10 protein-coding genes and 1 riboswitch are annotated in these 14000 nt (G+C 58.8%); of the genes, 7 read left to right on the plus strand and 3 right to left on the minus strand.

Annotated features, from left to right (window positions below; all coding sequences use genetic code 11):
- The first annotated feature begins 196 nt into the window (after positions 1 to 196).
- The 6 genes from CDO73_RS10015 to gntK all read left to right on the plus strand — a co-directional run bounded on the left by CDO73_RS10015 (position 197) and on the right by gntK (position 8185).
- Positions 197 to 1570, plus strand: coding sequence for an FxLYD domain-containing protein (locus tag CDO73_RS10015; RefSeq protein WP_088488382.1), 1374 nt, complete (start codon positions 197 to 199; stop codon positions 1568 to 1570).
- Between the two features lie 12 nt (positions 1571 to 1582).
- Positions 1583 to 2719: a S1C family serine protease gene (locus CDO73_RS10020; RefSeq protein WP_088488383.1), complete on the plus strand. Its 1137-nt coding sequence runs from the start codon at positions 1583 to 1585 to the stop codon at positions 2717 to 2719.
- Between the two features lie 292 nt (positions 2720 to 3011).
- Positions 3012 to 3911, plus strand: a complete 900-nt coding sequence (gnd, locus tag CDO73_RS10025; protein WP_088488384.1) for a phosphogluconate dehydrogenase (NAD(+)-dependent, decarboxylating) — start codon at positions 3012 to 3014, stop codon at positions 3909 to 3911.
- 375 nt (positions 3912 to 4286) lie between these two features.
- A complete protein-coding gene (locus CDO73_RS10030) occupies positions 4287 to 4958 on the plus strand; it encodes a GntR family transcriptional regulator (protein WP_088488385.1) in 672 nt (223 codons plus the stop codon).
- A gap of 229 nt (positions 4959 to 5187) precedes the next feature.
- Entirely contained in the window at positions 5188 to 6549 is a 1362-nt protein-coding gene (locus CDO73_RS10035) for a GntT/GntP/DsdX family permease (RefSeq protein WP_088488386.1), read from the plus strand.
- 88 nt (positions 6550 to 6637) lie between these two features.
- Positions 6638 to 8185 (plus strand): gluconokinase, encoded by a 1548-nt coding sequence (gntK, locus tag CDO73_RS10040; RefSeq protein ID WP_088488387.1) that lies wholly within the window; start codon positions 6638 to 6640, stop codon positions 8183 to 8185.
- A 263-nt stretch (positions 8186 to 8448) separates the two neighbouring features.
- On the opposite strand, the gene CDO73_RS10045 is transcribed toward gntK, so the two are convergent.
- A complete protein-coding gene (locus CDO73_RS10045; RefSeq protein ID WP_088488388.1) occupies positions 8449 to 9528 on the minus strand; it encodes an S-layer homology domain-containing protein in 1080 nt (359 codons plus the stop codon).
- 636 nt (positions 9529 to 10164) lie between these two features.
- Positions 10165 to 10310: riboswitch (SAM riboswitch) on the minus strand.
- Between the two features lie 137 nt (positions 10311 to 10447).
- On the opposite strand from CDO73_RS10045, the gene CDO73_RS10050 reads away from it, so the two are divergent.
- Complete coding sequence (locus CDO73_RS10050; RefSeq protein WP_088488472.1) at positions 10448 to 11236, plus strand: carbon-nitrogen family hydrolase; 789 nt, start codon at positions 10448 to 10450, stop codon at positions 11234 to 11236.
- Positions 11237 to 11314: 78 nt separating this feature from the next.
- Here CDO73_RS10050 and CDO73_RS10055 read toward each other — a convergent pair whose 3' ends face one another.
- Positions 11315 to 12421, minus strand: a complete 1107-nt coding sequence (locus CDO73_RS10055) for a glycosyltransferase family 2 protein (protein ID WP_088488389.1) — start codon at positions 12419 to 12421, stop codon at positions 11315 to 11317.
- 17 nt (positions 12422 to 12438) lie between these two features.
- On the minus strand, positions 12439 to 13968 hold the full coding sequence (locus CDO73_RS10060) for a phytoene desaturase family protein (protein ID WP_088488390.1): 1530 nt from the start codon (positions 13966 to 13968) through the stop codon (positions 12439 to 12441).
- Positions 13969 to 14000 lie beyond the last annotated feature (32 nt).

Genomic DNA, 14000 nt, shown 5'->3' on the forward strand with positions numbered 1-14000 from the left:
CCCTTCGGAACCCCGCTTGAACCGTGCGCGTTTCCGAAAGGCTCAAACCTTTGATTGGATGCGGTCATCTTACAGCAGGAAATTTCGCCCTAAATGGACATGAATTATGCTACATTAATAACAGTCGAACAAGCAGGCAGCTTCTGCTTGTTCCGAAGAAGACAGCATTCGATTGTCTATTGCGGGAGGGGCTAGAATGTATTGCAGCCATTGCGGAACGAGTTTGCCTGAACATGCCGCATTCTGTCCGTCGTGCGGCACGCGCGTGCAGCCGGCAGGCACAGCACAAGGGGAAGAGAGCGCAAGAGCGCCATTTTCCGTCGATTTGACCAAGCCTTCCGGCGAATCCGGAAACGCCGGACTGGCGCAGCGGACACCGGAGACGGCGGAAACTTCGGATCGGATGCCAGAGACGGCGGGAACGCCGGAACTGCCGTCTGCGCCGGCCGTGCCGAGAATGACGCGAACGCCGGATCGGCTCGCCGAAGCCGGTCCGCCCGGAGAGCCGCGTGCCAAGCGCAAAAGCGGCTCCCGCCATTTGATGTGGATCATCCCGACGCTGCTGCTGGGCATCGGCGCGGGCGGCGTCTACATGCTGTACGAGCGTGAAGCCGGCCTGAACGAGCAGGCGTCGGCGCTGCATCAGGAAGCCGGCAAGCTTGCGCTGGACGGCAAATACGCCGAAGCGTTGGCGAAGCTGGACCGCACGTCGGAACTGCGTCCCGAGTTCGCCGCCGCGGATACCGACCGGACGCTGATCGAGACCGCGCAGCGCGTGAACGACAAGCTGGGCAGCGTGTCCGCGCAACTGAAGCAGAATCAGTTGGACGCGGCGGAGAAGTCGCTCGGCGTGCTGGAAGATTCACTGGGCAAACGCGGCGAGCCGTTGTTCGACCGGGTCAAAAAGACGGCGGCCGAGACGCGCGACCGTCTGTCCGTACTGCGCGTCAAACAGGAGATCGACAAGCTGGAAGACATCGAAGCGCTGGCTTACAAGCTGCACGAAGTCGACCGCTTGGCGACGGCCGAAGCCGGCGAAGTGCATAAGCTGATCGTGAGCCGGATCGCGTCGATCAGCGGCAAGAAAGCCGAAGAATTGCTGAAGGACAAAAGTTTCGGCGAGGCCTCGGACATGGTGAAGCAGGGGCTGCAATACGCGTCGAAAGACAAGAATCTGCTGGCGCTTCAAGAGCGGATCGATTCCGAGCAGTCGGCGTTCGAAGCGGCCGAACAAGCGCGCATCGAGCGCGCGGAGCAGCAGGCGCAGGCGGACGACCTGAATAATCGGACGGCGGCGGTTCAAGTCGGCGACCTGACCGCGTCCGTCTCGGAATACGGCGATATCACGACGACCGGCACGGTCACGAACGTGGCGACCCGCCCGATCTACGAAATCGAAATCCATTATTCCGCCTATGACGCTTCGGGCGCTTATCTGTTCTCTTCGTCGACCTTCGCTTCGCCGTATACGCTCGCTCCGGGCGAGAGCGGGACGTTCAGCGCTTACGATTACGGCTGGTACGACAACGTGAACATCCAAGTCGACCATGTCACTTGGTACTTGCAGTAGAGGAGGATCGACATGAAAAAAGGATGGATATTCAGCGGTCTCGCCTCTGTGTTGATCGCGGCCGGAGCCGGAGGCGCTGCTTGGTACGTGATGGATCGCGTTCCGGCGGAACTGGACGCCAAGCCGCTGCTGGCCGTACCGGTCGGGCAGAAAACGGCGGTCGCCGCCCAATCGGCCAAGCCCGCTACGCTCAAAGACGTGATCGCCGAGACGCAGAAAAGAGTAGTCATGATCGAATTGGAAGACTCGCTTGGCTCCGGTTTTCTGTATAACGACAAAGGCGACGTCATCACGAACGCGCATGTCGTGGAAGGCGCGCGCAAAGTCAAAGTCAAAACGGCGGATGCGCGCATCTTGGACGGCGAGGTAATCGGAGCCGGAACGGAGACCGACGTCGCGGTGGTGAGAGTACCCGAACTGGTCGGAACCAAACCGCTCGAACTGGCGGACAAAGCCGCGGAGATCGGCGACGAAGTGTTGGCGCTGGGCAGTCCGCTCGGCTTGCAGAATACGGTCACGACGGGGATCGTCAGCGGCACCGGCCGCGACTTCACGATCGATCCTTACGTCTACAACAACCTCTACCAGATCTCCGCGCCGATCGCGCCGGGCAACAGCGGAGGGCCGCTCGTCGACGCGAAGACGGGAACGGTGCTCGGCATCAATTCGGCGGTCATGTCGGAGCAGAATTCGATCGGGTTCAGCATGCCGATCACCGGCGTTCGGGAGACGGTCGAGAAATGGTCGAAAAATCCGGGAACCGATCTGCCCGAGATCGCTTCGAACGACGGCGGAGACGACGTGGACGCTTGGACGATCGCGGAAGAAGCCGAATACGTGGTCGCGGCGTATTACGACAGCTTGTCCGCCAAAGATTACGTGACGGCGTATTCGTATCTGGGCAGCAGTTGGCAGGCGGGAACGGATTATAACGATTTTCGCGACGGTTACTTGAACACCGGGACGATTCAGGTCGATTCGATCTCGTCCGAGCAGGACGGAGACCGGGTAGCCGTCACGATCGAGATCACGGCGGAAGAATTTACGGATGCCGGTACCGTCTATACGCCTTACAGACTGACGTATCAGGTCGGCTACGAGAACGACGCGGTAAAGATCTTCAGCGGCAAAGGCAAGAAGATTTCCTGACCGACGTCTTCGAGGCTTCCTTGCAAAAAACTGTTCGTCCGTCCGAAACCGGGGTAATGGAAAGCAGAGCATTCCCGGCAGGGCGACCCGTACGGCACCCGTTAAGGGTGCCGTTTTTGTTGTGCGGATCGACGCATTAACCGCTTTCAATCTTCTTCTTTACAATTTTGTGACAAGAGGAGTAAGATAAAAGAGGAAGTTGTATACAGGTATACTAGTTGCATGGGTTTAATTTTATGATCGCCGGACGGCCAAGACGGCATCCGGCGATCCGAATAAAGGAGCGAGCAGCATGAAAATCGGAATGATCGGCCTCGGCAAGATGGGCTATAACTTGGTACTGAACCTGTTGGAGAACGGACATCAAGTCGTCGTGAACGACGTCAACCCGGAACCGGGACGCGAATTGGCGCAAAAAGGAGCAACCGCCGCCGATTCCGTAGCGGAACTGGTAGCGGGGCTCGAGAAGCCGCGCGTCGTATGGGTGATGGTTCCGGCAGGACGAATCGTCGACGGCGTGCTGGACGGTCTGTCGGAACTGCTGGAAGAAGGCGACATCGTGATCGACGGCGGCAACTCGCAGTACAAAGATTCGATCCGCCGTTCCGAGACGCTGGGCCGCAAAGGCATCTTCTTCTTCGACGCGGGCACGAGCGGCGGCATGTCCGGCGCGCAGAACGGCGGCTGCTTCATGATCGGCGGCGACAAAGAAGCGTTCAAGATCATCGAACCGCTGTTCAAAGATCTCGCCGTGGAAAACGGATATCTCTATACCGGACCGAGCGGCAGCGGACATTATCTCAAAATGGTGCATAACGGCATCGAATACGGCATGATGCAGGCGATCGGCGAAGGATTCGAAGTGCTGGAGAAAAGCGCGTTCGATTACGATCACGAAGCGGTAGCCCGCGTCTGGTCGAACGGCTCGGTCATCCGCGGTTGGCTGATGGAACTGACGGAGAACGCCTTTTCCAAAGACCCGAATCTCGACGAGATCAAAGGCGTCATGCAGAGTTCGGGCGAAGGCAAATGGACGGTACAGGAAGCGCTCGATCTCGAAGTGAGCACGCCGGTCATCGCGCTGTCGCTGCTGATGCGCTACCGCTCGCTGGAGAACGACACGTTCCACGGCAAAGTGGTCGCGGCGCTGCGCAACGAGTTCGGCGGACACGCGGTCGTCAAAGACAACTGATCGCCTGCCGTTCCCGCTCGTCCGAAGCTCCCGCGTCAGCGGAACTCGGCCGGCAAGTATGCTAGGGCGTGTACGCAAACTTCGAAGGAAGCAGATTTAGGCGAATTTTCGTTCTCCGCAAGGAAGGGTTCCGAAGGCGTGCCGGGGCACGTCAAGGGGCACTGACGCCCGTTGGCGATTCGGTCGTGCTTCTGGAGCGAATCCATTGCGGGTTCGGTTATGCTTCTGGAGCGAATCCGGCGCTGGAGGGCGAAAAGGCGGCTAAAGATGCACGTCGTTAAGTTTGCGTACACGGCCTATAATCAGGAAAGGGCATCCGCGGCGGGAAGCGTCACTCTTTTCGCCGCGGGCCAATTCGGTAACGGGGGTTTGACCATGCAATATCCTTCCGCTTGGCTCCAGGGCGCTTCGCTCGGCGAGTCGATCGCCAGCCGGCTGCGGCTGCAAATTATCAACGAAGAGATCAAGCCGGGCGAAGTGATCTCGGAGAACCGCGTCGCGGAGACGTTCGGTACCAGCCGTTCGCCCGTGCGCGAAGCGCTGAAGATGCTGGCCGGCGAAGGGCTGATCCGTCTGGAACGGATGGGCGCGGTCGTCGTGGGGCTGAATCTCGAAGACGTGAAGGAGCTGTACGACGTTCGTTACTTGATCGAGAGTTTCGCGCAGCAGCGTCTGGCCGGCCGCGACAACGCGGCGCTCGTCTCGCAGCTCGAACAGGGGATCGACCGGATGAAACTGGCGGCGAAGCACGGAGATTACGTGGAATTCGCGTATCAGGACTTTTCGTTCCATGAGCGGATCGTGACGGAAGCGCGGCATACCCGGATTCTGCATCTGTGGAACAGCATTCGCCCGATCGTCATGACCGTGATTCTGCTGACGACGGAACAAGGATTCAAGCAGGGCGAGGAGCGGATGCATTGGGTCGCGGACAAGCACCGGATGGTGATCGAAGGATTGCGTTCGGGCAGCGCCGACAAGATTCGCGAAGTGGTGAAAGCTTACTTCGACGATTCCGGCGAGACGTTGAACCGCAGCCTGCATTGACGAAGGGCAGAGCTCGAACGTCAAGACAAGATCGTCTTCTCGAACGGGTTGAACAGGAAAAAGCTCGAAAAAACGGCTTTTTCCTGACCAACTTGTCGACAAGTATACCGACTTAAAAAGCAAGCTTATTGTTGACGCGGAACTTTTTGTTCGGAATCTTTTATGTAAGCGTTACGAAAATAAAATCCGGCATCCGAAGGCGGAGCCGTCAGCCATGAAGGAGGATCTTATGGAAAGTTTGTTCGGACTCAGTCATAACGCGACGCTGCTCGTATGGACGGCGATCGCGATCGTATTCTTGATTCTGCTGATCGCCAAATATAAATGGAACCCGTTCGTCACGCTCCTGATGTCCGCGCTGATTCTGGGTCTGCTGTCCGGCATGGAAGCGCAGAAGCTGATCAAGTCGGTCACCGGCGGTCTCGGCGGTACGTTGGGTACGATCGCGATCGTCATCGGTCTCGGCACGATGCTCGGCAAGATGATGGCCGAATCCGGCGGCGCGGAACGCATCGCCAATACGCTGATCGATAAATTCGGCGTCAAAAGGGTGCATTGGGCGATGGTCATCGTCGGCTTTATCGTCGGTATTCCGGTGTTCTTCGAAGTCGGCGTCATCCTGCTGATCCCGATCATCTTCCTCGTCGCGCGCAAAACGGGCATGTCGCTGCTGCATATCGGGATTCCGATTCTCGCCGGCTTGTCGACGGTGCACGGACTCGTGCCGCCGCATCCGGCGCCGATGATCGCGATCGACGCGTTCGGCGCGAATCTGGGCACGACCATTCTGTACGCGCTGATCGTCGGCATTCCGACCGCGATCATCGCGGGTCCGGTGTTCGGCAAGTTTATCGGCAAACGCATTCTCGTGACGCCGCCTGCCGAGCTGGCCGACCAGTTCTCGGCCAAAAATTCGGAGAACCTGCCGGGCTTCGGCATCACGCTGTTCACGATTCTGCTGCCGGTGCTGCTGATGCTGCTCGGCTCGATCGCCGGCATCGTCGATCCGGAAGGAACGAGCGGCTTCACGCACTTCGCCGAATTCGTCGGCCACGAAGTCATCGCGCTGCTGATCTCGGCGGTATTCTCGTTCTTCTCGCTCGGCTTCGCCCGCGGCTTCACCAAAGCGGACATCTCCAAATTCACGAGCGAATGCTTGGCGCCGACCGCTTCGATCATCTTGATCATCGGCGGCGGCGGGGCGTTCAAGCAGGTGCTGATCGACAGCGGCGTAGGCGACGCGATCGCGGCGCTGGCCAGCCAATCGCATATCAACGTCATTCTGTTCGCTTGGCTCGTGGCCGCGCTGATCCGCGTCGCGACGGGATCGGCCACGGTCGCCATGACGACGGCGGCGGGGATCGTCGCGCCGGTGTTGGCCGTATCGACCGGCGTCAATATCGAACTGGTCGTGCTGGCGACGGGCGCGGGTTCGCTCGTGCTGTCGCACGTCAACGACGCCGGCTTCTGGATGATCAAAGAATTCTTCGGCATGACCGTCGTCCAGACGTTGAAATCGTGGACCGCGATGGAGACGATCTTGTCGGTCGTCGGATTAATCTTTATTCTTATCTTGAGCGTATTTGTTTAATAGATAACTGAGACGAGAAAATAAGCAGGCAAAAGCGGGCCGGACCTCCGGCCTGCTTTGCCGCATTCGGAAGGAAGGTTGTCGCCACATGAACGACAAATTGATGATCGGCGTCGATATCGGCACCACCAGCACCAAAGCGGTATTGTTCAAAGAAAACGGCGAGGTCGTCTCGCAGGAGAACGTCGGATACCCGCTGCATACCCCTTCGCCGTCCGTAGCCGAACAAGATCCGGACGAGATCTACCGGGCGGTCGTTCGCGCGATCGAAGGCGCGGTGCGGAGCGGCGGCGCGAAGCCCGACCAGGTGCTGCTGGTCTCGTTCAGCTCGGCCATGCACAGCCTGATCGGACTGGACGCGACAGGACAGCCGGTCACGGCCTGCATCACTTGGGCGGACAATCGCAGCGCCGCGTGGACCAAGAAACTGAAGAACGAACTGGGCGGACGCGAGATTTATCTGCGGACCGGCACGCCGATCCATCCGATGTCGCCGCTGTCGAAGCTGCTCTGGCTGCGTCATGACCAGTCGGAACTGTTCGGACGCTGCGAGAAGTTCGTTTCGATCAAAGAATACGTGTTCTTCCGTTTGTTCGGCGAATACGTGATCGACCACTCGATCGCTTCGGCTACCGGCTTGTTCAATCTGGAGAAGCTGGATTGGGACGAAGAAGCTTTGAAGCTTGCCGGCGTGACGCCGGAACATTTGTCGAAGCCGGTGCCGACGACGCACGCGGTGAGCGGCCTGCCTCCGGCACTGGCGGCGGATCTCGGTTTGGCGGTCGAGACGCCGTTTATCGTGGGCGCGAGCGACGGCGTGCTGTCGAATCTGGGCGTGGGCGCGATCCGTCCGGGCGTCGTGGCGGCCACGATCGGTACCAGCGGCGCGATCCGCACCGTGGTGGAGCGGCCGGTAACCGATCCGAAGGGACGCTTCTTCTGTTACGCGCTGGCTCCGGGCCTCTGGGTCATCGGCGGTCCGGTCAACAACGGCGGCATGCTGTTCCGCTGGGTACGCGACGAATTCGCGGCTTCGGAAGTCGAAACGGCCAAGCGGCTCGGCATCGATCCTTACGATGTCCTGACGCGCATCGCGGAACAAGTGCGTCCCGGCTCGGAAGGGCTGCTGTTCCATCCGTACCTGACCGGCGAGCGCGCGCCGCTCTGGAACCCGGATGCGCGCGGATCGTTTTTCGGCCTGACCATGAACCACCGCAAAGAGCATATGATCCGCTCCGTGCTGGAAGGCGTCATCTTCAACCTGTACACCGTCATGTTGGCGATGGAAGAACAGATCGGCCGTCCGCAGAAGATTCACGCGACCGGCGGTTTTGCCCGTTCGCCGCTGTGGCGGCAGATGATGGCCGATATCTTCGATCAGGAAGTGATCGTGCCGGAGAGCTTCGAGAGTTCTTGCCTCGGCGCGGCCGTGCTGGGATTATACGCGCTGAAACGCGTGCCTTCGCTGGACGTGGTGGAAGACATGATCGGCGGCACCAATCGGCACGAGCCGAACGAAGAGAGCGCCAAGATCTACAAACATCTGCTGCCGATCTTCATCTCCGTGTCCCGCAGCTTGGAGAACGAATACGAAGCGATCGCCCGTTTCCAACGCGACATGGCGGGAGAATCGTAAGAGCGAAGCGAAGAGAGCGGAGAAGCGTCGCGCCGGGGGCGCTTCTTCCCGAGCCGATCGAACGACCCTCTTTCGTCGTCGGATCGGGAACCGGATATGGATTTAAGAATGTTGAACGTAAAAAAAGCCGTTCGCTTTTCGACGTCAGTCGAGAAACGAACGGCTTTTCGAGTTATCGAGCTGCGAAGCAGCGGCGTTCGAACACGCGGAACAAGGCAGCGCGCCGAAGCGGCCTGACCGTCCCGTATCGCCGACGATCGGAATCAACGCGTCGAACTCGGCGTATGATCGAGCGAGGCGGCCATGATATCGCCGTAAGCCCAATGCGAAGGCGCGACGTCGCTCCAAGTCATCGGAAGTCCCGGATCGGCAGGGCGGTCGGTCAAGCGATTGAACAGCACGGCGATCTCGGCGCGCGTCACCGCCTGATCGGGCCGGAAGCTGCCGTTCGGATAGCCGCCGAGCGCGCCGTTTGCCGCGGCGGCAGCGATCGCGTCGGCCGCCCAGTGGCCGGCCGTATCGTTGAACGAAGCGGCTTTCGAGCCGGCTTCGTTCTTCCAGCCGAACACGTTGACCAGAATCTGCGCCAGTTCGGCGCGGCTGACTTCCCGGTTCGGCTCGAAGCGCGAGCCGCCCGTGCCCTGCATCCAACCGTTCGCGGTCACGATCGCGACGCTGGCCGCGGACCATTTGCCCGGATCGATATCGCGGAACGCGGCTTCCGTGCCCTTGTAGTCTTTGCCCATCGACCGCTGGAGCACGGCCGCGAGTTCGACGCGGGTCACGTTCTGTTCGGGCCGGAACAAGCCGTCCGTATAACCGCTCATATAAGCGGGATATTTATGCGCCGCCGGAGTCAGCGAGAACGCATAGTCCGTGCCGGTCGCTCCGATATGCAGGATACCTGCCGCCGCATCGCTTCCGCTTGCTTTGCGGCTGTCGAACGGCAGATAGCCGTTCTTCTCGCCGACGAGGTAATAATCCGCTTCGCCGGGCACGGAACGGATATACAAGCCGGACGAATCGCTTGTCGGCGCGCTCGGCGAGCCGACGCCGTTCGCGTCGGGCAGCGCTTTGCCGGGCAGGCGTCCGGCCGCCCGATTGGCGGCGGTATCCGCCCAATAGAGCGTGATCTTCACGCCCTCCAGCGCTCGGCCGTTCACGGCATCGGTGACGGAGACTCGCAGCGCGGACGAATTAGACGGCAGCGCTTCGGCCTGAACCGTCTCCGCCGCATAGACTTCAGGCGTGCCGGGAAAGACCGGAAGCAGCACGCCGGCGCTCAGCAGCAGGGCGACAAAGGACGGACCGACTCGTTGGGGCACGGACATTCCGGATTTCATGGCAATCGCCTCCGTAATCGGGATAGGATCTTGGACCGAGCGGCGGGAATCGGGTTGTCAGACCGGCTGATGCAAGGAAGCGGGCTACAAGCTGCGACGAACGGGCGGCGGACAGTCGGCAAGCAGTGGCGGGAAAAGGGCGGAGGAACGTCGCAGAATCTTCTATAGGTATAGATAAACCTACGATTGTCGGCATAATCCGTCTATCGGTCGAATTTGAAAGGAATTTCCGTTTTTTGTCGGCGATTTCCGGAAAATCCGGTTCGAATCGAATCGGCCGCGCATGGAAAAGAGCCGATCGACGAACGAGCCGGGAAAGCTCGTATGCCGATCGGCTCCCGTTCCGAAAACGCCGACGCTCCGGATGATTGCATGTGAGGATGGAATCACGCGTCTGATGCAGCCGGGATCGGAATGAAGAGCGACCGATCCGGTGCGTGCCGGCGAAAGACTTTGACGACTTGGAGACAGCCGGACCGCGATCGAGCGTAACGTTCCGGCGGGCGAAGCGCGGCGGCAGGGACCGCCGGACTTCGCTTATAAGAACCGGCAGATGCCGGGCTTACGCATAAGCGTTCATCCGAATACCAAAAAGCCTCTTCCCGATAAGAAGAGGCTCGAATAAGCGAAGGTCTCTTCTTATCTCTCCGTTCGCTCCGTCGAACCGGCGGATTCTTCCGCGCGGCGATAAAACGAACGAGCAAGAATTAGCACCGTGCCCCTTAAGGGGGTCGGTTGCCGGGCTTCATCGGGCTGGTCCCTCCGCCTGCTCTTGATAAGGTTGATATGTCTGCATTATGCCATGCAAGCCGGGGGACTGTCAACGATTCGCCGGCTTCGCGATTTGCAAACGGCGCTTCGTTTCCGGTACGCTGAACAGAATACGCATAACGCAAATCCGAAGAACGGAGGCAGCGCCATGACCAAACGGAAAATCACCTGCATTCAGCACAATATCGTTTTCGGCGATCCGGAACGCAATTATGCGGCGATGGAAGCGAGCATCGCCCGCGCGACGCAAAACAAGCCGGATATCGTAGTCCTGCCGGAGCTGTGGACGACGGGATACGACTTGACGCGGCTGGACGAGATCGCCGACGAAGAAGCGTCCCGCACGCGGGCTTTCCTCGCGGCGGCCGCCCGCAAATACGGGGTCGATCTGGTCGGCGGTTCCGCGGCCGAACGTACGCCGCAGGGCGTATTCAATACGCTGCTGGTCTACGATCGCGAAGGAAGACCTTGCGGAGCGTACAGCAAAGCGCATCTGTTCCGCTTGATGGACGAGCATCTGCATCTGAAGGCCGGAGACCGAAAAGGAAGATTCGAACTGAGCGGACTCCGAAGCGCGGGCGCGATCTGCTACGATATCCGGTTCCCCGAATGGATTCGCGCGAATATGGCCGACGGCGCGGAAGTCTTGTTCGTGACGGCGGAATGGCCGCTGGAACGGCTGCATCATTGGCGTACGCTGCTGATCGCCCGGGCGATCGAAAATCAATGCTGGGTCGTCGCCTGCAACCGCAGCGGCCGCGATCCCGACCATGTTTTCGCGGGTCATTCGCTGATCGTGGGACCGTGGGGAGACGTCTTGGCCGAAGCGGGGGAAGAAGACGAGTTTCTGACCGCGGAGATCGATACGGAGGAAGTCGCGAGAGCGAGAGGACGGATCCCGGTATTCGAAGACCGTAGACCCGACCTTTACCGTTGAAGCCTGCACGCAAACGCCGGAGTGCGGGTTCGCGTACAGGTACCTTGTCAACACTAAAGGTAAGGGTGCTCGTTCGGATCAGACTTTGATTTTGCGGCCTCGCCAATTCACGGAATGGAAAATGTTCACGCGGATGAACGAATACAGATAGATGCCGACGAAAAACGCAAACCAGATCGGATAAACGAGGAATACCGCCTTGTTGAAATTGCCGACCCTTCCGGCAAACCATGCGGTCTGAACCGCATACAGCCCGTATAAGATCCCGCCGGCGACGATAGCCGCGGGACTGCCGTGCATGATCGACGCAATCAGAGCCGAAGCGGCGATAAAGCTGCCGGAGATCCAGAAGATGACCATCAGCATCACGATCGGATGCGTCGACTTGGAGCCGACGGCGAAACTTTTGCACCAGCCTTCGATCAAGCTGCCTAAGCCTTCCGGGTACATGCGCAAAGAAATAATGCCTTTGCCGCCCAGACAGCGAACCGGAAGATCCTGTTCCAGAAAAGATTCGCCGAGCGCCAGATCGTCCATGATGGCGCCTTCGATCTTGTGGTGGCCTCCGGACAGGAAGTAGTCTTCCCGGTTGCAGAGGATGCACGGACCGAACGAACCGGCCGTTTTGAACCGCGTGCCCCGAACCGTGAACAGATTCATGCCGACCACGACGATGATATTGAAGACGACGGATATGTATTCGTACAATCGCTCTACGGTATGAAAAGGCTGAAGCGCCGTAATGCCGCGCGCGCCTTGTTCCTGATGAAAATGCAGCAGACGGCTCAATCCGTCTTCGTCTTCGAACCTTGTATCGGCGTCCAGAAACAATAACCAGCTTCCCGAAGCTTGCTGCGCGCCGTACCAGCAGGCCGACGATTTTCCCGCGCCTTCGCCCCGCAGCACCTTCGCGCCGAGACTTTCCGCGAGGGCCGCGGTTCCGTCCGCGGAATCGTCGTCCACGACCAGAGTCTCGAACTGCCGGAAGCGCTGCTGCCGCAGCGATTCCAGCAGCGGACGGATCCGTTTTTCTTCGTTTCGGGCCGGAATGACGATGGACACGAACGGCAGCCCAGACGCGGAGCGGGAAGAGGACCGGGGAACCGGAAGCGACCAGAACACGAGCACGCCGATGATCGCCGCCGCGAACCCGATCGCCAGTTTAACGATTTCCATAGTCGTCATCAAGCGAGCCTCCTTTCTTATTTCGCCGAATAATCGAACTGCTCGCCCGTGTCGTCTTGGATCAATTCTTGAGAAGCGATCTTGGCCGACAGGAGCACGATCGGAACGCCCGCGCCGGGATGCGTGCTGCTTCCGGCAAAATACAGGTTTTCGCAGTCGCTCGCTTTGCTTTGCGGACGATAGTGGTTGCTTTGTTTGAGAATAGGCTGCAAGCCGAACGTGGCGCCGTTATACGCGTTGAATTTCGAACGAAAATCGAGCGGCGTGGTATGCGTTTCGGTCACGATCTCGTTTTCGATATTTTCGAAGCCGCGAATCTTTTTGAGCTCGTTCAAGATGTACCCGCGGTAATAAGCAACCGTTTCTTCGTTCCATTCGTACTTGGACTCGGCCGCGTTCGATACGGGCATCAGGATATACAAGCCGTCTTTGCCTTCGGGAGCCAGAGACGAATCCGCTTTCGAAGCGATATACACGTAGAACGAAGCGTTCGTCAGTTTTTTGCCGTCGAAGATGTCTTTCAGATTCTGATCCAAGTTCTCGTTGAACATGAAATTATGCACGTGCTCGATTTCTTCGTATTTCCGATCCATGCCGAGATACAGCACGAAACAAGAGCAGGAGTACTTCAAGCTGTCGACTTTCTTATCGGTATATTTGCCTTTGGCCGGCTTGTTCTGCACCAGATGTTTGATCGCGTACGGGAAGTCGGCGTTGCACACCACATAATCCGCAGAGACGTTTTGTCCGTCCGCGACGATCCCTTCCGCTTTTCCGTTGCGAATCGCGATCTCCTGCACGTTTTTGCCGTAATGGATCGAACCGCCCAGTTCCTTGAACAGCCGTTCCATCGACAAAGCCATCGTGTACATCCCGCCTTTGATGAACCAGACTCCGTACAGAAATTGCAGCATGGGAATCATGGTGTAGAAAGAAGGGCTGGTCAGAGGCGAGATGCCGATATACAGCGTTTGAAAGCTGATCATCTGCCGCAGCCTTTTGCTTTTGATATACCGTCCGACGAATTGATCCGCGGTATCGTACGGTTTCAGCTTCACCGCTTTTTTGAGCATCGGAAGATTGTAGAAATCGGCTCTTTTGCGGAAAGGTCTCGGAAGAATATAGTGCTTGGCGATGACGAACTTCTGATAAATCTCGTTCATGTACCGGAAAAAGCCGGACACGTCTTCTTCGCTGATCGACTCGATCGTGCGGGTCAGTTCGGTCATGTCGGAAGAGATATCGAAAGGTTGGTCGGGGATGTCGCTGAAATAAGCCCGATAGATCGGGTCGAGCTTCTGCATCGGAATGTAATCGTCCGGATCGCGGCCGCACGATTCGAAGATTTCCCGGTAGATCTCCGGCATCATCACGATGCTCGGCCCCAGATCGAACCGGTATCCTCCTTCCAGTTCGATCCGGTTCATCTTGCCTCCGGGCGTCGCCTCTTTCTCGTAGATCTCGACTTGATAGCCCGCATGCTGCAACCTGATCGCGGTCGCGAGCCCGGCTACCCCGCCTCCGATGACGATCACCTTTTTACTCATGCGTACCCTCGTTTCCGTATCGTATTTGCTCC

Source organism: Saccharibacillus sp. O23 (genome assembly GCF_002205895.1).
GTDB lineage: Bacteria > Bacillota > Bacilli > Paenibacillales > Paenibacillaceae > Saccharibacillus.

What these genes read in the sequence shown, in the direction of transcription:
- CDO73_RS10045 (WP_088488388.1), bottom strand. Translation starts at nt 9,528, where the DNA reads ATGAAATCCGGAATGTCCGTGCCCCAACGAGTCGGTCCGTCCTTTGTC.
- CDO73_RS10020 (WP_088488383.1), top strand. Translation starts at nt 1,583, where the DNA reads ATGAAAAAAGGATGGATATTCAGCGGTCTCGCCTCTGTGTTGATCGCG.
- gnd (WP_088488384.1), top strand. Translation starts at nt 3,012, where the DNA reads ATGAAAATCGGAATGATCGGCCTCGGCAAGATGGGCTATAACTTGGTA.
- CDO73_RS10015 (WP_088488382.1), top strand. Translation starts at nt 197, where the DNA reads ATGTATTGCAGCCATTGCGGAACGAGTTTGCCTGAACATGCCGCATTC.
- CDO73_RS10055 (WP_088488389.1), bottom strand. Translation starts at nt 12,421, where the DNA reads ATGACGACTATGGAAATCGTTAAACTGGCGATCGGGTTCGCGGCGGCG.
- CDO73_RS10030 (WP_088488385.1), top strand. Translation starts at nt 4,287, where the DNA reads ATGCAATATCCTTCCGCTTGGCTCCAGGGCGCTTCGCTCGGCGAGTCG.
- gntK (WP_088488387.1), top strand. Translation starts at nt 6,638, where the DNA reads ATGAACGACAAATTGATGATCGGCGTCGATATCGGCACCACCAGCACC.
- CDO73_RS10035 (WP_088488386.1), top strand. Translation starts at nt 5,188, where the DNA reads ATGGAAAGTTTGTTCGGACTCAGTCATAACGCGACGCTGCTCGTATGG.
- CDO73_RS10050 (WP_088488472.1), top strand. Translation starts at nt 10,448, where the DNA reads ATGACCAAACGGAAAATCACCTGCATTCAGCACAATATCGTTTTCGGC.
- CDO73_RS10060 (WP_088488390.1), bottom strand. Translation starts at nt 13,968, where the DNA reads ATGAGTAAAAAGGTGATCGTCATCGGAGGCGGGGTAGCCGGGCTCGCG.